At 65.8% G+C, this 17287-nt stretch carries 15 protein-coding genes; 12 read left to right on the top strand and 3 right to left on the bottom strand.

Translation table 11 applies throughout. From position 1 onward, the window contains the following. The first annotated feature begins 145 nt into the window (after window positions 1–145). Window positions 146–1549, top strand: coding sequence for a hypothetical protein (locus tag IPM60_08950; protein ID MBK8908020.1), 1404 nt, complete (start codon window positions 146–148; stop codon window positions 1547–1549). Between the two features lie 222 nt (window positions 1550–1771). Here the strand turns inward: IPM60_08950 and IPM60_08945 are convergent, their stop codons facing one another. Continuing rightward, complete coding sequence (locus IPM60_08945) at window positions 1772–2554, bottom strand: hypothetical protein (protein MBK8908019.1); 783 nt, start codon at window positions 2552–2554, stop codon at window positions 1772–1774. 616 nt (window positions 2555–3170) lie between these two features. On the opposite strand from IPM60_08945, the gene IPM60_08940 reads away from it, so the two are divergent. The 5 genes from IPM60_08940 to IPM60_08920 all read left to right on the top strand — a co-directional run bounded on the left by IPM60_08940 (window position 3171) and on the right by IPM60_08920 (window position 9309). Next, on the top strand, window positions 3171–4022 hold the full coding sequence (locus IPM60_08940) for a hypothetical protein (GenBank protein MBK8908018.1): 852 nt from the start codon (window positions 3171–3173) through the stop codon (window positions 4020–4022). A gap of 106 nt (window positions 4023–4128) precedes the next feature. Then, window positions 4129–5664 (top strand): exopolyphosphatase, encoded by a 1536-nt coding sequence (locus IPM60_08935; protein ID MBK8908017.1) that lies wholly within the window; start codon window positions 4129–4131, stop codon window positions 5662–5664. A gap of 161 nt (window positions 5665–5825) precedes the next feature. Then, the gene (locus IPM60_08930; GenBank protein ID MBK8908016.1) at window positions 5826–7031 is read left to right on the top strand and encodes a hypothetical protein; all 1206 of its coding nucleotides are present in this window, start codon (window positions 5826–5828) and stop codon (window positions 7029–7031) included. Then, entirely contained in the window at window positions 6940–8241 is a 1302-nt protein-coding gene (locus IPM60_08925) for a hypothetical protein (GenBank protein MBK8908015.1), read from the top strand. The genes IPM60_08930 and IPM60_08925 overlap by 92 nt, the downstream gene beginning before the upstream one ends. A gap of 138 nt (window positions 8242–8379) precedes the next feature. After that, window positions 8380–9309, top strand: coding sequence for a histone deacetylase family protein (locus IPM60_08920; protein MBK8908014.1), 930 nt, complete (start codon window positions 8380–8382; stop codon window positions 9307–9309). 43 nt (window positions 9310–9352) lie between these two features. Here IPM60_08920 and IPM60_08915 read toward each other — a convergent pair whose 3' ends face one another. Next, on the bottom strand, window positions 9353–10297 hold the full coding sequence (locus tag IPM60_08915) for an alpha/beta hydrolase (GenBank protein MBK8908013.1): 945 nt from the start codon (window positions 10295–10297) through the stop codon (window positions 9353–9355). A 163-nt stretch (window positions 10298–10460) separates the two neighbouring features. Here IPM60_08915 and IPM60_08910 point away from each other — a divergent pair, with 163 nt between their 5' ends. The 5 genes from IPM60_08910 to IPM60_08890 all read left to right on the top strand — a co-directional run bounded on the left by IPM60_08910 (window position 10461) and on the right by IPM60_08890 (window position 15656). Then, the gene (locus IPM60_08910) at window positions 10461–10727 is read left to right on the top strand and encodes an exodeoxyribonuclease VII small subunit (GenBank protein ID MBK8908012.1); all 267 of its coding nucleotides are present in this window, start codon (window positions 10461–10463) and stop codon (window positions 10725–10727) included. 11 nt (window positions 10728–10738) lie between these two features. Next, entirely contained in the window at window positions 10739–11623 is an 885-nt protein-coding gene (locus IPM60_08905; GenBank protein ID MBK8908011.1) for a polyprenyl synthetase family protein, read from the top strand. Window positions 11624–11795: 172 nt separating this feature from the next. Then, window positions 11796–13721: a 1-deoxy-D-xylulose-5-phosphate synthase gene (gene dxs, locus IPM60_08900; protein ID MBK8908010.1), complete on the top strand. Its 1926-nt coding sequence runs from the start codon at window positions 11796–11798 to the stop codon at window positions 13719–13721. Further along, window positions 13696–14478: a TlyA family RNA methyltransferase gene (locus IPM60_08895; protein MBK8908009.1), complete on the top strand. Its 783-nt coding sequence runs from the start codon at window positions 13696–13698 to the stop codon at window positions 14476–14478. The genes dxs and IPM60_08895 overlap by 26 nt, the downstream gene beginning before the upstream one ends. A 17-nt stretch (window positions 14479–14495) precedes the next feature. Beyond that, window positions 14496–15656 carry an amidohydrolase gene (locus IPM60_08890; protein ID MBK8908008.1) on the top strand — a complete coding sequence of 387 codons (1161 nt, stop codon included), beginning with the start codon at window positions 14496–14498 and terminating at the stop codon, window positions 15654–15656. Between the two features lie 21 nt (window positions 15657–15677). Here the strand turns inward: IPM60_08890 and IPM60_08885 are convergent, their stop codons facing one another. Next, on the bottom strand, window positions 15678–15848 hold the full coding sequence (locus IPM60_08885; GenBank protein ID MBK8908007.1) for a hypothetical protein: 171 nt from the start codon (window positions 15846–15848) through the stop codon (window positions 15678–15680). Between the two features lie 127 nt (window positions 15849–15975). Between IPM60_08885 and IPM60_08880 the strand changes: the two genes are divergently transcribed. Then, window positions 15976–17226 carry an OsmC family protein gene (locus tag IPM60_08880; GenBank protein ID MBK8908006.1) on the top strand — a complete coding sequence of 417 codons (1251 nt, stop codon included), beginning with the start codon at window positions 15976–15978 and terminating at the stop codon, window positions 17224–17226. Window positions 17227–17287 lie beyond the last annotated feature (61 nt).

Below are 17287 nucleotides of genomic sequence, written 5' to 3'. Positions count from 1 at the left end.
CTTGTATGTAGCGTTGCTCGCTCCGGCAGGGTACTCATGACGCTTGCGGGGTGCCGTAGCCGAATGGCGGCAGGTGTGCTACTGAGAGAGCGAGCATCTGCTAGCTGCGGTGCAGAGCGCTCAGGGAGAGGGGGTGTTTCGGCTCATGTTCCGTGAATCGGCGCTGGACAACGTTCTGGACACTTACGGTAATCACCGGCTCTACAGCAAGCAGGTGATCATAGGCCGGCAAGCCTTCTTTCTCGATCATGGCTGGCAAAATATCGAAGTCGGGGAAGGGCTGACACTTTCCTATCACCCTTCCGCCGAGATAAGTCACCATCGCGATGATCCTGTGACGATCACCTGCGTCGGGCATGTCTTCCTGCCAGGCGACCCTGCAAGCCTGAACCAGGACATCGTGCGCTGGCTGGCAGAGGAATGTGCGGACTTTCAGCAGCTTGAAGACGCGCTCGCAGAGTTGGCGGGCCGGTGGCTTATCCTTGCCACAGTAGGGGGCGCCGCGAGACTCTATCTTGATGCGGTCGGTGCGCGGTCACTCTTCTATGTGACAGCGCAGGAGAGCCCGGTGATTGCCGCTTCCAACCCGGCGCTCCTAGCGACCTACGCTGATGTTCCTTTAGACGTGGAGTTGCTGAGGGCGTGCTACAGACAGAAGTGGAGCGATGGCTGGTACGGCCAGAACACGCCCTATGAGGGGTGTCTTCAGTTGCTGCCGAATCACTGCTTGGATGTTCGTTCACGGGTGGCCACGAGGTACTGGCCGCGACGCCCAGTCGAAGCGGTGCCTACTGCTGAAGCGTCGCGGCGCATCGCGGCGTTACTGGAAGGTACCATTGCCGCGGCAGCGGCCCGACGACCGCTATACATGGGCCTGACGGGCGGCTATGACTCGCGCGTGCTGATGGCGTGTGCAGGAGAACAGCGGAAGAAGATAAACTACTTCACGATAAGACGGAAGCCGTCGAGCCGGGACGACGTCGACACAGCTGTGTTGCTGGCTCGCAGGTTTGCGTTATCGCATTCGGTCATGGAGCAGTTTAAGAGCCAGGAGCGGGAGGAGCGTCGGGTCTGCACCTTGAACGTCGGTGGACTGCAGTGGGATTTCGTCAACCAGCTTTTGCGGAGCTGGGAGTTCATCCCGCCCGGCGCGTTCGAAGTGGTGGGAAATGTGGCAGAAGTCCTTCGCTGTTATTACGGCGGCGGGTGGGCCGGCACGGACGAAGTGGATGCCCGGACGCTTTGTCAGCTCTGTCACGTCCCGCCGAGCCTGCTTGCTCTACAGTCGTTCACGTCGTGGTTGGACAGCGTGCCGCGCGATAGCGGTGTTGCGCTCTTGGACCTTTTTTATTGGGAGCACCGTATCGGCAGTTGGGGCGCGCTCGGCTGGGGCGGTTACGACGCATGTAGAACGGGTATTTCCGTTCAACTGCCGGACGTTGTTAGAGATCGGGCTTGGCGTTCGGAAAATGGATCGTGCGGCGCCTTATCCATTATTCCGCGAAATACTGCGGGATCGACACGCCGAGCAGCTGTCGATCCCGTTTAACAAGCGCTCTTTCATCGAGAAGCTGCAGGCCCGCGCGCGGATGGAACTACGCTACCGCATGAAAAGGCTCGTCACTGCCCGGCTGCCGACAAAGGGCGCGACGCCGGTCAGAAGAAATGCACTGGAGGCGTTGTCCTTCATGACGTAGCGGATTTTGTCGCACTTCGTTACGAGGCGCGTGTGGAAGACGAAGCGACAGAGCCCGCGGAAGCGCTTCGGCCCTCATTTCAGCGGAGGGAAGCCCGAGGGACCCATCTTCAGGTAGCACTGATCATAGTAAATGCAGCGCCTGCGATTACGAAGTCCCCAGTCGCTGTATTGCCCGAATTCTATCGCTTTGGTGGAACTCTCTCCGTGTTTGCCGTTACGGATGCCGGTCGCGGTGATGAATGGGGCCGTCATGTCGTCGACGTAAAGCTTCATCCAACCCTTAGCATCGGAGCGCTGGTCCACCACTCCGATCAGCCGAATGGCGTACCAAACGTTCGGCGACCACGGCTTCGTCCAATTCGACTTGATGTCGCTGCCTTTCCCGCGCACGCCGCCGGGCCCATAAAACGTGTCACTCTCGGTTCCGCCACTATTCACGTACCCGGAGTTGAGTAATATGGATTGTCCATGACCGTAGAAATTGAGAAGGATCCGGAAGACAGACGTCGTAGGTCCCGAACTCGTGCTGGGTGCGCAGATGAAAGTCCAACTGCTATCAGGCTGCTTGAACGCCGCAATGTCTGCATCCGAGGACGCTGGAACGAGAAACTTGAACCCGATCTCGAATTGCTGTCCGTAGGGTATTTTCCACAAGCTCCCGTTGCCTTTGGCCATTCGAGCCCAGTTGTGGGCGCCATGCATGGTCTCCGGGTCGTCTGTGTCGTTCGGGCCACCGGTCGGATCCTTGAAGGGAGGGTGCGTCCGCCGCATGGCTCGCAAGGCGCCCTTGTATGGGCCGCTGGTAACGCAACGTGGTTGCACGGCGTTCGGTTGCAGGCTCAGCTTGCCGGGCATGCCTGCCGCGGTGAGGTCGACTGTCGTCGACGCACCGAGACTGTTGCCAGCGGCGTCCTTGTTCCAGGACGACGCATGTGATGCTGAGAGCAAGGTGCGGTCGAACCACCAGTCCGCATCTTTGGGTATGAAGTTCTTATTGGGAGCCGGGATCGGATCCGGAACAGGATCCGGATTTGGAACTGGGACCGGATCTACATCCGGATTTGGTCGGGTTCGGGAGGAAGTTGATATCGTGTTGCGGGGAGTCCACCTCGGAGCAAGTCTAGAAAAGAGCATGAGATCCTGTCTTCTTGTAAGGCCGACGGCAGTAGCTTGCGCGACGGCGTTCAATGATGAGAATCTGCGTGGCCGGCAAGTCCATGCGGTTCCACGCGTGAATTAGGGACAACAGCCATGCGTTCTGCCGGTGTGCATCGCCTTGTAGGTATTTGTACCTTTTTCGCCTTGGATCAAGGATTTTTGTCTGGGACCAAGAGATGGTCGCGGCACGCCCAGTAAGGAGTTGACGTCGACGACGATGGTTCGTTACTCCGGGTTCGGAATGAATGGCATGAGGCTTCCAGACCGGCCCGACCAAGGATCGCGATCGTCCCGCTCCCGAACGAGCAAGAAGATGATGCTCGCAGGGTGCATCGTGCTAATCGTGAGCGCCTCAACCCGGGCCGAAGATCAACGCCCGTTCATCCCCGCCGATGCGGACTGGGGGTTCGACGCAGGCCGCGTGACTGAGAGAGACGTGAGGATGTGGAACGACAATGCCGCTCGACATTCCTATAGCGATCGCGAACAGTTTCTCGCGATGGACAACGGCCTCTGCTTGCGCTTCAAGAATCGCGCCAATCGTCCTCGCCTGGATCCCGCAGGCTACATCCGAGCGAAGCGCGACCGCGCGGAAACGGAGGATACAGAAACCATCGATGCTGCCCATCAATGGCTGTATCATTGCGACGATCGTAAGATTGAGAGGCTGTCTTATAATCAGGAGTATGAGGTCGGCTTCAGGTTCATGGTGCCGGCTCCGCATGATGCCGACATGGAAGCCTTCGAACCCGAATTCATTTGGATCTGGTCGTTGCCGACATCGCCAGATCCGACCGGCGGCGCCTACGGTATCAGCCTGGGCGGGCGGCGCGTTGACCTGATCCATCGGTACGTAAGTAACGGCTCACGACACAGACTTCATCGGCACAATCTATTGCCGAGGTGGCGGCCGAATGTGTGGTACTCCGCAAGAATGCGGTTTGTTGCCGGAAACAAGCAGGAAAAGAGCGGCTGGATCGACGCTAAAATAAACGGCGGAGATGAAAGCGCGGAGGTCACTTTGCGAAACATCGTGTCCGGTAAGGATGCAGACGACTCTCTTTACCATGTACTAGGTCAGTACTCGGCTTACCGCTTGGGCGGGTTCCGGCGGACCGTTTATTTCGACCAGTGGTACCTGAAGAAAGTCTCGGGCGGGACTTGACGCGGCCGTAGATCGTGAGATTTGCTGCAACCTCGGACGGTTGCGGCTACTCGGTTGCTCACAAACCTAAAAACGTGGACGATGAAGCGGATAAATCGAGAAACGCATGCCCATTACTGAGCTAACCGATCCGCTGCCGGCAGACGCAGTCGCGGCCGAGCCCTCGGCGTCGACCATCCATGGGCGCGTCGGCGTTGTCGATATCGGCTCCAACACGGTTCGCCTCGTCGTCTACGACACGCCCAGCCGGCTGCCGATTCCCATCTTCAACGAAAAGGCCCAGTGCGCCCTGGCGGCGAACATGGGCAAGACCGGCCGGCTCAGCGAGAAGGGTGTCGTCGCCGCCCTCGCCACCCTCGCCCGCTTCGCCCGGCTGGCGGACGCCATGGGCGTGGCGCACCTGGAGATCGTCGCCACGGCAGCGGTGCGCGATGCGCGCGACGGGCCGGCGTTCGTCCGCGAGGCGGAGACCGTGTGCGGCCAGGGGGTGCATGTTCTGTCGGGGGCGGAGGAAGCCCGCCTTGCCGCGGTCGGGCTGATGAACGGTGTGCCCGACGCCGACGGCGTGCTCGGTGACCTGGGCGGCGGCAGTCTCGACCTGGTGGGTCTCGATCATGGCCGCATCGGCGCCTTCGCCACCCTCTCCCTCGGACACCTGCGCCTCCTGGAGGAGTCGGGCGGCGACCGGACTGCGGCGCGGCGGCTGATGGACGACGGCCTGAAAAAGGCGGACTGGCTCGCCACGGTCTCGGGGCGCTCGCTTTACGCGGTCGGCGGGTCGTGGCGCGCCATCGCCCGCATCCTCATCGAGCAGAAAAATCACCCGCTGCATGTGGTCGACAACTACACCATCGGCTTTCTTGATGCGCTGCGGCTTGCCAACTTGATCGGCGAACTCAGCAACGGAGCGCTGGAACAGGCGTCGGGGATTGGCCGCAAACGGATCGAAAGCCTGCCCTACGCCGCCATCGCTCTCGCTGCGCTGCTCGAAGCGACGCGCCCGGCGCAGGTGGTTTTCTCCGGCTTCGGGATGCGCGAGGGGCAGATGCTGGAGTTGCTGCCGCCGGACTTGCGGACGCAGGACCCGCTGATCAGCGCTTGCGAGACCCACGCCGAGCGCACCGGCCGCTTCGCCATGCACGGCGAGGAGATCCTGCACTGGATGTCGCCCCTGTTCAACGGCGAGCGCGCGGCGGACCGGCGGTTGCGGCTGGCGGCGTGCCTGCTCTCGGACATCGGCTGGAGCGAACATCCGGACTACCGCGCTCAGCACGCCTTCGCGCGGGTCTTGCGCATTCCCTACCCCGGTCTGCGGCACGAGGACCGGGTGCTCCTGGCGACCGCCATGCTGGTGCGCTACAAGGGCGACCTGGACGATCCGCTGGTGACGTCGGTCCGCGGGCTGCTCGACGATAACGGATCTGCGCGGGCCCGGACCATCGGGCTGGCGCTCAGGCTCGCCCACACCGTCTCGGGCGGCGCGCCCGGCCTGCTGCCGCAGTGTCCGTTGGCAATGAGCAATGATCACTTGTCGTTATCGCTGCCCGATCCCGTGTTCTTGAGCGAAGCGGTGGAGCGTCGCCTCGCCTCTCTCGCCCGCCACCTCGGGCTGCGCCCGCGCCCTCGTCCTGCGGCGGGATGAGCTTCTCTTCGTTCACCCGCTGAACCGGCAAGCGCGCGCCGGCCGCGACCCGCGGCAGAGGTCACGGCGCGGCGGAAACGGACCATGCCGGCGAATCGAGTCGACCGTGCGCCGTGAAGTGCTATTGTCTGCATAACAATTGGTACGGGTGCCCGCGGGGTATGGTGACTTATTTCGGGTTGTTCATCGCGTTCATTGCGCTGCTCGTCGCGCTGATCGGAGGAACGCACGCCGTTGACGCGGCAGGCCGGCGGCGGCTGGCGATCTCCGGCTGGTTGGCCGGCACGTTCGGCAGTGTCGGCCTCGCTGCGGCGCTGGCGGGCGCTTACCAGGCCGATGTGGCGCGGAATGACGCGGTCTCGGAAGCACGGGCGTTGAGGGAGAGCCACGACGAGTTGCGCGCCGACGTGCAGACTCTTCGGGCGCAGCGGGACGGTGTCCGCGCCGATGCGGATCGGCAGCGCCTCAGGGCGGAGGGCCTCGATGCCGAGGTTGCGGCAGCGAAGGAGAAGCTGGATGTCGCTCGGCGCAATGAGATGTACCTCCGGCTCCAGATCGAGCGCCAGACGGAAAGTGGGGCAGCGGACGGCGAGCGTGAGCTTGAGCGCGTGGCCGAAGAGAGCCTCGATCTCGATGTCGAGCCGACCTGGGTGTTCGACAAACGCCTGTACTCCGGCGGTACGCTCGAGCTCAAAGGGTTCGACTGCAGTGTCCTCATCGACTATGGCGAAGAACGGGCATTCGTCCGGTTGCGGCCGCAGCGATCCAAGACGATCCTGTTGATGTCGCCCGGTCCTCAGCCCTTCACGCTGAGCCTGACGCGATCCTCCGGCGCGCGCTGCAAGGGGGACTTCGCCATCTACCAGCCGGAAAGCAGTCCGATCGCCGTCCTGGCTGAAGAGATCGAAGAGGCCGTTCCGCCGGCGCCGCAAGGAACCGAGGTTCCGACGGCAGCCGCGCCATCGATCCAGGATGAGGCTGAACCAGCGTCGTCGGCGCCAGCGGAGGCAAGCGCCCGCGTCGAGCCGCCCCCTCTCGATGCCGCCCCTCCGGCGCCGCCACTCGCCGCCGCACCGCCCGCGGCTGAAGCCGCCACGGCGCCGCCATCTGAATCGATTGCGCCGCCGCCCGACGTTGCCGTCGCGTCGCCGCAGGAGACGGCGGCGGCGCCAGCGGTCGAGGGCGCCGGAGCAGAGGCACCCGAACTGACCGCAGCGCCGGCGCCCCGCACAGGCGGACTCCCATATCCGCCGCCGCCGATTTTTCGGGGCCCGCGTGAGCGACGCCGAGAGCCCCAGCACCGCCGCCATCACTGCCGCCGAGGCTGTGGCGCCGGACGTCGTCGATGCCGGGGCTGCGGACGCTGACAAGAGCGGGCGCGAAGCGCCTGAGACCGAAACTGCCGAGACGTCCGCGGCCGCGGATCCGTCCGCCTCAACATCCGATGCGGCGAACGAGGAGAAACGGATTTCCGATCAGGGCGGCGATCAAGCGACGCTGTCGCGTCTGATGTCCGCCGTAAGAGCGATCTTTGACGATACGTCGACGCGCGAGGACAGTGAGCCGATCGTTTCGGCTAAGCTTTCGGATACGCCGCCCGCGGATGCGGAAGCCAGAGCCGGCGCGTCCGGCGCACAACCTGACCCGATCCCTTCCGACCTGGACCCGGCCGCACCCGACACCCACGATACCGGTGGCGCGGACCAGGCGGCCTCCGCCGCAGCGCCGCCGCAGGCATCGGACGTCGGGCAGCCGGAAACGACCATGGACATCCCGGAACCCGATCGCCAAGGGGCGCCCGGCGCCGCGGACGCCGTCCCCCAGACCGAAGCCTCGGCGACTGCCGCTGATCGAGAAGAGGTGGATCGGGGAACGGGCGAAACGCAGGCTGCGGCAGAGAACGGCTCTCCGGTGCAAGACCCCGGGCAAGCTGAGGGCCCTCAGCAGCAAGTTTCCAGTGACGCCGAAGATCAGCCGGCGCCCGCCGAGCATGACGGTGATCTTCCTGAGCCGGGGCTTGGGCCTGGGCCTGGGCCTGATCAGGCCGTGACGGACGAGCCAGCGGCCGACAACGCCGTTCTCGACCCGCCTGCCGAAGACGCGGCGACGGGGCCGGAGGAAGCCGGCGAAGGGAGCGAACAGGGCGCGGCGCCGGCGTCGGGCGACGATGACGGCGTACCGTTGCCGACGGCGAAGCTGTCGCCGAGCGAGGTGCCTCTGGCCGGGTCGCGACAAGGAGAGGCCGCGGACGAGGGCGCTCCAGTGCAACCCGAGACGGCGCAAGCGCAGCAACCGGCCCAGTCGCCGGAGGCGGAGGCGCCGGAGGCGGAGGCGGCGGAAGCGGAGGCGGAGGCGGAGGCGGAGCCGGAGGCGGAGGCGCGGGTGGCTGCGGCCGCTACGGATGGACCGGAAGCGCTGCCGGTCCCCACCCCGAAGACGTTGCCCGGGAATGTGCGTGCGGCGGTGAAAACGTCGGCGGATGAGGCCGAGCCGACGACGGACGGCGCGGCCCCGGCAGGGGCCGACGGAGACGGCGCCGACCTCCCGCCCCCGCACCCTAAACCTACCCGGCGCTGACCCGCGGTCATGGGGCCGCCATGCCGTTCGGCGGCCTCCCATGAACCCTTGGCAACAGACGGCGAGCGGACAAATATGTATCGCTTGACGCAGCCAAGCCATGTGGCGGAAATCGCCAAGAACTGACGGAAGTCCGACATGTCGACATTTCTCTACACGCATCCGATTTGTCAGGAACACGACATGGGGGCGTGGCACCCGGAATGCCCGGCGCGCCTGCAGGCGATCCTCAAGGTGCTGGAAACCGAGCCGTTCGCTTATCTGCATCGTGAGCAGGCGCCGCTCGCGACTGTCCGCGATATCGAGCGCGTGCACGCGCCTTTCTATGTGGAAGCCATCTTCGAGAAAGTGCCGAAGAGTGGCCACACCCACCTCGACGCCGACACCTCAATGAATTCCGCCTCGTGGACGGCGGCGCTACACGCGGTCGGCGGGCTGTGCGCCGCCGTCGACGCCGTTCTCGACGGCAAGGCGCGCAACGCCTTCTGTGCCGTCCGCCCGCCCGGCCACCACGCCGAGGTATCCCAGGCGATGGGATTCTGCCTGTTCAACAACGTCGCCATCGCCGCCGAACACGCCCGCCAGGCGCATGGCGTCGAGCGCGTGGCCGTGGTCGACTTCGATGTTCATCACGGCAACGGCACGCAGAACTATTTTTTCCGTTACCGCGACCTGTTCTATGCGTCCAGCCACCAGTGGCCTTGCTATCCCGGCACCGGAATGGAGCAGGAGACCGGCGTATTCAACAACATCGTCAACGTCCAACTCCGCCCCGGCACGGGTTCCGAGGCGTTCCGCGACGCCTACACCGATCGCATTCTGCCGGCCCTCGACGACTTCGGCCCGGAACTGCTCCTGATCTCCGCCGGTTTCGACGCCCATTTCCGCGACCCGCTGGCGCAGTTGCGGTTGCAGACGGAGGATTTCGCCTGGGTCACCCGGGAACTGCTGGAGATCGCCGACAAGCGCTGCGGCGGCCGCGTGGTATCGACATTGGAAGGCGGCTACGATCTGGAAGCTCTGGCTGCCAGCGTCGGCGTCCATGTGCGGGCGATGATGGGCAACTGACGCGGCGACGCCGCGCTGAAGCCCGGCCAGACGTTAGACGTATTCAACGCGACAGCGGCGCCGTTCCGTCGGTACCCTGTGCCGCGGCGCCGGGGCTGCCGGGTCGGTCCGTCAGGCCCGCGAGGAACGCGGTGATGTCGCCGTAGACGGAATCCTGTTCGCGGAAGGGCGCGGCGATAGCAAGGATCAGGCCGATGTGGCCGACCCCGTCATAGGCTATCAGGCGGGCTTCGCCGCCGGCATCGTTGACGCGCTCGGCCATCTCGATGGAGTTCTTCGGCAACACCGTGTCATCGTCCGCGCCGTGCAGAAGCAGCATCGACGGCTCGTCGCCGGTGACGAAGGCGATCGGCTTGGATTCTGCCGGATCGTCGGCGGGCGCGAAGATCGGGCGGGTGCTTTCGTACTCGAGCGGGTTGAATGCATAAGGGCCGGCCAATCCGACGAAGCCGCGGATGCTTTCCGGCGCCACCCCTGACTCCTGCAAGTAGCGGCGGTCGGTGACGAGCAGCGCTGCAATGTGGGCGCCGGCGGAGTGGCCCATCAGGACGATCCGATCGGCGTCCCCGTCCATCCCCGCGATGTTGTCCCGGACCCAGCGCACGGCGCCGGCGGAATCCTGCGCGAACGTCGGAAACCGCACCTCCGGGTATAGGCGATAGTCAGGAATGACGACCACGTAGCCGAGCCGGGCGAACGCCTCGCCGACGAAGCGGAAGTACGCGCGATCGCCGCTGTCCCAGCCGCCTCCGTAAATGAACACGATGACCGGCGCGTTGTCCGGCGCCGCAGTCGGCACATACACGTCCAGCACCTGGCGGGCCGCAGGCCCGTATGCAAGTCCCTCCCGGACCTCGTAGCCATTGTTGGGGACCAGCACGTTGACCACACCGGCCGGCACACACGCGGCAAGCGCTGCCACCATGGCCGCCATGGCCGTCGCCAGCCGGCGCGTCGACGATCTGGTCATCGCTGCGGTCGCAGTCATAAGTGCGTCTCCAAACGTTGTGGTCCCCAGGTCATACGCAGCCGCGCCCGATTCCGATGACCGCCGCCGCCATCCGCCGACAGTTGCGCTTGCCCCTGTGGCGCGGCCTCCCTATTGTCACGCGCATCGCGCATCAGGAGCGCCCACATCGAGAGCGGAATGCATGGGGCAGAACTCGCCGCAGGAACCCGTGTCGCCAGACATTGCAGCGCTGAGCTTCGAGGATGCTCTTGCCGAGCTTGAGGTCATTGTCCGGCGTTTGGAGGAAGGATCGATCAAGCTCGACGAAGCCATCTCCGCCTACGAGCGCGGTACGTATCTCAAGCGGCATTGCGAGGCCAAGCTCCAGAACGCGCAGCTGCGTGTCGAAAAGATAATTCTCGGCACTGACGGGCGCCCGGTCGGCACCGAGCCTCTGGATCCGGAATAGGGCTGCGGAGGATGGACATCAAGGCGGCGCTTGCCGATAACGCGCGCGCGGTGAACGCGGTTCTGGATGACCTGTTGCCGGTGCGGGATGAGCCCGAGGCGCGGCTGATGGAGGCGATGCGTTATTCCGCTCTGTCTTCGGGCAAGCGCATTCGTCCGTTCCTGGTGGTGTCCAGCGCCGGCTTGTTCAACGTGTCGGCGCCGTTCGCGCTCAGGGTTGCCGCTGCCGTCGAGATGGTGCATTGTTACTCGCTGATCCACGATGACCTCCCGGCCATGGATAATGACGAGCTTCGCCGTGGCCTGCCGACCTGCCACATCAGATATGACGAGGCGACGGCGATCCTGGCGGGGGACGCCTTGCTGACCCGGGCGTTCGAAGTGCTGGCGGATGCGGAGACCCACACGGACCCGCGCGTGCGCGGTGAGCTTGTGCAACGTCTCGCTCGAGCGGCCGGCGCCGAGGGCATGGTCGGCGGCCAGATGTTGGACCTGCTCGCCGACAGCTTCGGCCTGGAGGTAGAAGAGGTGACGCGGCTGCAGCGGATGAAGACGGGCGAGTTGATAGCGTTTGCATGCGATGCCGGCGCGGTGCTCGGCAAGGCCGCCGATTCGGCGCGCCAGTCGCTGCATGCGTACGCGCACGATCTGGGCCTCGCCTTTCAGATCGCCGATGATCTTCTCGACGTGGAAGGGGAGGAGGCGGAAATGGGCAAAAAATCTCGCAAGGACAACTCCGCCGGCAAGGCTACATTCGTCACCTTGCTCGGCGTCGAGCGCGCCCGGGCCCAGTCCCACATATTGGCGGAGCAGGCAATCAACCATCTTGAAGTATTTGCGGAAAGCGCCCAACCTTTGCGTTCGCTGGCTCGCTACGCGGTGGAGCGGACCCATTAGGACTGACTGCGACTGACTGCACTTAACCGGAAAGGAACCTCATGCTGAGCTTGTCGAGCATGAGGTTGTCTAGGTTGGCTCACCCTTCGACTTCGCTCAAGCTGAGGTACCGGTTTCGCGGCCCACATGGGCTATCAGGGCGAATCCGCACCTTGATCGGGGAAAGCTTATTGTGACAGATAAAGCGTGGACGCCGCTTCTCGATCGCATCCGCACGCCTGCAGATCTTCGGCAGTTCGACGAAGATCGGCTGGGTGATCTGGTCGACGAGTTGCGGCAGGAGACGATCCGGATCGTGTCCATCACCGGTGGTCACCTGGGCGCCAGCCTCGGCGTCATCGAGTTGACCACAGCGCTCCACTACGTGTTCGACACGCCGCACGATCGGCTGATCTGGGACGTCGGGCACCAGGCGTATCCCCACAAGATCCTGACCGGCCGGCGCGAGCGCATGCTGACCTTGCGCCAGGGCGGCGGCATCTCGGGTTTCACCAAGCGCTCCGAGAGCCCCTACGACCCGTTTGGCGCCGGCCATACCTCGACCTCCATCTCGGCAGGACTGGGGATGGCGGTGGCGCGCGATCTTCAGGGCAAGGACCATCACGTCATCGCGGTAATCGGCGACGGCGCCATGAGCGCCGGCATGGCCTACGAGGCGATGAACAACGCTGGATCGATGGATTCGCGGCTGATCGTCATACTCAACGACAACGACATGTCGATCTCGCCGGCGGTGGGGGCGATGAGCGCCTATCTGTCGCGGCTTATTTCGTCCCGCTCGTTCCGTTCCATCCGCCACATCGCAGCGGAGGTGGCGCGCAAGTTCCCGCGGTCGTTCGAGACGGCGGCCCGCAAAGCCGAAGAATACGCGCGCGGCCTGGTCACGGGCGGCACCCTGTTCGAGGAACTCGGCTTCTACTACGTGGGTCCGATCGACGGCCACAATCTCGACCACCTGCTGCCGGTCCTGAAAAACCTGCGCGCCGACCGGGAGCCGGGGCCGGTGCTTCTGCACGTGGTGACCCGGAAGGGCAAGGGTTACCTGCCGGCCGAGCAGTCGGCGGACAAGTACCACGGCGTCAGCCGTTTCGATCTGGTCACCGGCGAGCAGGTCAAGCCGAAGGCCGGACCGCCCTCATACACCAGCGTTTTCGCGAAGTCGCTGATCCGCGAGGCGGAGAAGGACGATCGGGTGATCGCCATCACCGCGGCGATGCCGGCCGGCACCGGCCTCGACAAGTTCGAGAAACGCTTCCCGGATCGATTCTTCGACGTCGGCATCGCCGAGCAGCACGCGGTCACCTTCGCGGCCGGGCTCGCAGTCGATGGCATGAAGCCGTTTGCGACCATCTATTCGACGTTTCTGCAGCGCGCCTACGACCAATTGGTGCACGACGTGGCCATCCAGAAGCTGCCGGTGCGCTTCGCCATCGACCGGGCCGGGCTGGTCGGCGCCGATGGCGCCACCCACGCCGGCGCCTTCGACCTCGCCTACCTCTGCTGCCTCCCCGGCATGGTGGTCATGGCCGCCGGCGACGAAGTGGACCTGATGCACATGGTGGCGACCGCCGCGGCTTACGACGAGGGACCGGTGGCGTTTCGATATCCGCGCGGCGAAGGCTGGGGCTTGGACTTGCCCACCGACGGCGTGCCGCTCCCCATCGGCAAGGGGCGAATCGTGCGGGAAGGGACGCGCGTCGCCATCCTCAGCCTTGGCGGACGCCTCGGCGAAGCAAACCAAGCCGCCGATGAACTGGCGGTGCGGGGGCTCTCCACCACCCTGGCGGACGCCCGCTTTGCCAAGCCGTTGGACCAGGATCTGGTGCGCCGGCTTGCCGATGAGCACGAGGTGATGATCACCGTCGAGGAGGGCTCTGTCGGCGGGTTCGCCGCCCAGGTCATGCAGTTCCTGGCGACTGAGGGTGCGTTCGACAACGGCCTTCGGTTTCGCCCGCTGGTGCTGCCGGATCGCTTTCTCGATCAGGACAAGCCGGAACGGCAGTACGAGATCGCCGGCCTCCATGCCGCCGGCATCGTCCGCACCGCGCTCATCGCGCTCGGGCTCGACCGGGATGCGGCGAAGGCCGCCAGCGCCTGATCCCGGCGGCGCCGGCAAGACCAGACTCGATCAGGCGCTGGTGGAGCGCGGTCTCGCCGAAAGCCGCGCCCGCGCCCAGGCCCTGATCCTCGCCGGCACGGTGTTCAGCGACTCGCGCCGGCTCGACAAGCCGGGACATGCGGTGACCGCGGCGACGGCGCTGGAAGTGCGCAGCCGGGATCACCCGTGGGTGTCGCGGGGCGGAGTCAAGCTCGCCTACGGCATCGACCACTTCCGCATCGATCCAGCCGGGCTGACCTGCCTCGACGTGGGCGCCTCCACCGGCGGATTCACCGACGTGCTGCTGGCAGGCGGCGCCCGCCGCGTCTACGCCGTCGATGTCGGGCACGGGCAACTGGCGTGGCGGCTGCGCACGGATCCCCGCGTCGTGGTGCTGGAACGCACCAACGCCCGCGACCTGAGCCGCGCAATGGTACCCGAACCCGTCGATCTCATCGTCTGCGACGTCAGCTTCATCGGCATCGAGACGGCGCTGCCGGCGGCGCTGGCGCTGGCCGCGCCGGACGCCCTGCTTGTCGCGCTGATCAAGCCGCAGTTCGAGGCCGGGCGCAGCGACGTCGGCTCCGGCGGCGTGGTCCGCGATGCGGCGGTCCGACAGAGGGTCTGCGAGCGCATCTTGGCGTGGCTCGCCGCACAGTCCGGCTGGTCGGTGATCGGCACGACCGAAAGCCCGATTACCGGGCCCCACGGAAACATCGAGGTTCTGCTCGCCGGCCGCCGGCGGGGGAATCCATAGACGCGAAGGACCCCTTGATGCCGGTAATCGACGACATCGAGCAGCGCCACGGCGAGATGCGGGCGTGGCGCCGGCATATTCATGCCCATCCGGAACTGGCGTTCGAGGAGCATGGAACTTCGGATTTCGTCGCTGCGCGGCTGGCAGAGTTTGGCGTCGCGGTCGAGCGCGGTTGGGCGACCACCGGCATCGTCGGCACGCTCAGCAACGGCGATGGGCCGGCGATAGCGCTCCGCGCCGACATGGACGCGCTGCCGATCCACGAGGCCGGCGATGCTCCGCACCGGTCCACATGCGACGGCCGGATGCACGCATGCGGCCACGACGGCCACACAGCAATGTTGCTCGGCGCCGCCCGCTACCTCGCCCTGTCGCGGCGCTTCCGCGGCACCGTGCATTTCATCTTCCAGCCGGCGGAGGAGAACGAGGCCGGCGGCCGGGTCATGGTCGAGCAGGGCCTGTTTTCTGCGCATCCGGTCGAGGCGGTCTACGGGATGCACAACTGGCCGGGTCTGGATACCGGCCGCTTCGCCGTCCGCGCCGGGCCGTTCATGGCCGCCGCTGATTCGTTCGAAGCGACGATCATCGGCCGCGGCGGCCACGCGGCGATGCCGCACACGGTGATCGACCCGATCGTCGCCGCCGCTGCCATCGTCGGCGCCTTGCAGACCATCACCAGCCGCACCGTCCACCCGCTCGACGCCGCCGTCGTCTCGGTGGCCTGCTTCCATGCCGGCGCAATCTCGAACGTGATCCCCGACACCGCGGTCATCGCCGGCACCGCGCGGGCGCTGCGGGCGGAGGTGCGCGACCATCTGGAGACCTCCGTCCGTCGCCTGATCACGGCGGTCGCCCGCGCCCACGGCGCGGACGCGGAAGTGCGCTATCACCGCGGCTATCCCGCGACGGTGAACCACCCGGCGGCGGTCGAGCAGGCGCGGGCGGCAGCAGCAGCGGTGGTCGGTGCCAGCGAGGTCGATCCGGATCCGATGCCGAGCATGGGCGCCGAAGACTTCGCCTACATGTTGGAACGGACGCCAGGGTGCTACATCTGGCTGGGTAATGGTCCGGCCGAGGGCGGGCGTGTTCTGCACAGCCCGCGCTACGACTTCAACGACGTGATATTGCCGATCGGCGCCAGCTACTGGGCGCGTCTGGTGGAGACGGTGCTGGCCTGATCAGGGATCTCGAAGCCGCCGCTACTTCGGAACGCTGAGGAACGCGAGCACGATCAGGCCGATAATCCCGCCGATGATGGCGAGCGCCGACAGGATCTGCCGGCGCCGCGAAATCGGCGGGCCGAAGTTCTTGTCCCAGCGCTGCTGAAGCGCCTTCAAGCGCTGCTGTTCGTCCGGGTCTTGTGACGCCATTGCCGTGCTCCCTGCACCGTCACGTCCGCCGCCTGTTCATAACGCCGATCGCCGGCGAACGCCACTCACCGCCGGTGACGGATGTGGTAGAGTGGGCACGACACCAAGGGCAGGAGGCTCAAACGCCATGAGCGGCAAGCGGAGCGAACGCATCACCTTCGTCGGCGCCGACGGCGAAAGCCGCCTGGCGGCGCGCCTCGACCTGCCGGATGTCGCGCCGCGGGCCTACGCGCTGTTCGCGCACTGCTTCACGTGCGGCAAGGACGTTTTCGCCGCGAGCCGTGTTGCCGAGGGGCTGACCCGCCACGGCATCGGCGTGCTGCGCTTCGATTTCACCGGCCTCGGGGCAAGCGAGGGCGAGTTCGCCAACACCAACTTCACCTCCAACATCGGCGACTTGCTGGCGGCGGTGGCATGGCTGCGTGCCCAAGCGGCGGCGCCGAAGATCCTCATCGGCCACAGCCTCGGCGGCGCAGCGATGCTGGCGGCGGCGGGGGAGGTGCCGGAAGCGACGGCCGTCTGCACCATCGGCGCTCCCGCCGATCCCGGCCACGTGCGCCATCTGCTGACGGGCGCGATCGACGCCATCAACGCGGAAGGTGCAGCCGAGGTCAAGATCGCCGGGCGGCCGTTCCGTATCCGGAAGCAGTTCCTCGACGACATCGACGGACACGCCCAGGAGGAGCGGATCGCCACCCTCGACAAGGCGCTGCTGATCTTTCACGCGCCGCTCGATCAGATCGTCGGCATCGACAACGCCACCCGCATCTTCATGAAGGCGCGGCATCCGAAGAGCTTCGTCTCACTGGACGACGCCGACCACCTGTTGAGCCGCCGCGAGGACGCCGCCTATGTCGCCAACATCATCGCCGCTTGGGCGCACCATTACCTGCCGGAAGCGGCGGCGGAGCCGTCCGTCGGGCCGCCGGCGCTGGCGGCGCCGCCGGATGCGGTGACGGTGACGGAAACCGGCCGCGGCCGCTTCGCCCAGACCATCTCCGTCCGCGGCCGTCACCAGTTGGGCGCCGACGAGCCGCCGGAGGTCGGTGGCGACGACACGGGGCCCACCCCTTACGACCTGTTGCTGGCGAGCCTCGGCGCCTGCACCAGCATGACCATCCGCATGTACGCGGAGCACAAGAAACTGCCGCTGGAGCGTGTCTCGGTGACGCTGCGCCACGCCAAGATCCACGCCAAGGACTGCGCGGAATGCGAGACAAAAACCGGCAGGATCGACCACATTGAGCGCGAGGTCACCGTCGCCGGCGACCTCGACGCGGCGACGCGCCAGAAGCTCCTGGAGATCGCCGAGAAGTGCCCCGTCCACCGCACCCTCCACACGGAGGTGTCGGTCCAAACCCGACTTGCGGAGGAGTAGCGGCCTGTCCACGTTGAGTTTGCCGCCCAGCCGCCTTGTAGGCGAATTAGCTACTCATCGG

Source organism: Rhodospirillales bacterium (assembly GCA_016710335.1).
In the GTDB taxonomy this organism is placed as follows: Bacteria; Pseudomonadota; Alphaproteobacteria; order Rhodospirillales; family Defluviicoccaceae; genus JADJXQ01.
The sequence above is the reverse complement of the archived record's forward strand: the minus strand, read 5'-3'. Positions and strand labels throughout refer to the sequence as shown.

Coding starts and splice junctions, on each gene's coding strand:
- IPM60_08950 (MBK8908020.1), top strand. CDS start 146: ATGTTCCGTGAATCGGCGCTGGACAACGTTCTGGACACTTACGGTAAT.
- IPM60_08945 (MBK8908019.1), bottom strand. CDS start 2,554: ATGCCCGGCAAGCTGAGCCTGCAACCGAACGCCGTGCAACCACGTTGC.
- IPM60_08940 (MBK8908018.1), top strand. CDS start 3,171: ATGATGCTCGCAGGGTGCATCGTGCTAATCGTGAGCGCCTCAACCCGG.
- IPM60_08935 (MBK8908017.1), top strand. CDS start 4,129: ATGCCCATTACTGAGCTAACCGATCCGCTGCCGGCAGACGCAGTCGCG.
- IPM60_08930 (MBK8908016.1), top strand. CDS start 5,826: ATGGTGACTTATTTCGGGTTGTTCATCGCGTTCATTGCGCTGCTCGTC.
- IPM60_08920 (MBK8908014.1), top strand. CDS start 8,380: ATGTCGACATTTCTCTACACGCATCCGATTTGTCAGGAACACGACATG.
- IPM60_08915 (MBK8908013.1), bottom strand. CDS start 10,297: ATGACTGCGACCGCAGCGATGACCAGATCGTCGACGCGCCGGCTGGCG.
- IPM60_08910 (MBK8908012.1), top strand. CDS start 10,461: ATGGGGCAGAACTCGCCGCAGGAACCCGTGTCGCCAGACATTGCAGCG.
- IPM60_08905 (MBK8908011.1), top strand. CDS start 10,739: ATGGACATCAAGGCGGCGCTTGCCGATAACGCGCGCGCGGTGAACGCG.
- IPM60_08895 (MBK8908009.1), top strand. CDS start 13,696: ATGCGGCGAAGGCCGCCAGCGCCTGATCCCGGCGGCGCCGGCAAGACC.
- IPM60_08890 (MBK8908008.1), top strand. CDS start 14,496: ATGCCGGTAATCGACGACATCGAGCAGCGCCACGGCGAGATGCGGGCG.
- IPM60_08885 (MBK8908007.1), bottom strand. CDS start 15,848: ATGGCGTCACAAGACCCGGACGAACAGCAGCGCTTGAAGGCGCTTCAG.
- IPM60_08880 (MBK8908006.1), top strand. CDS start 15,976: ATGAGCGGCAAGCGGAGCGAACGCATCACCTTCGTCGGCGCCGACGGC.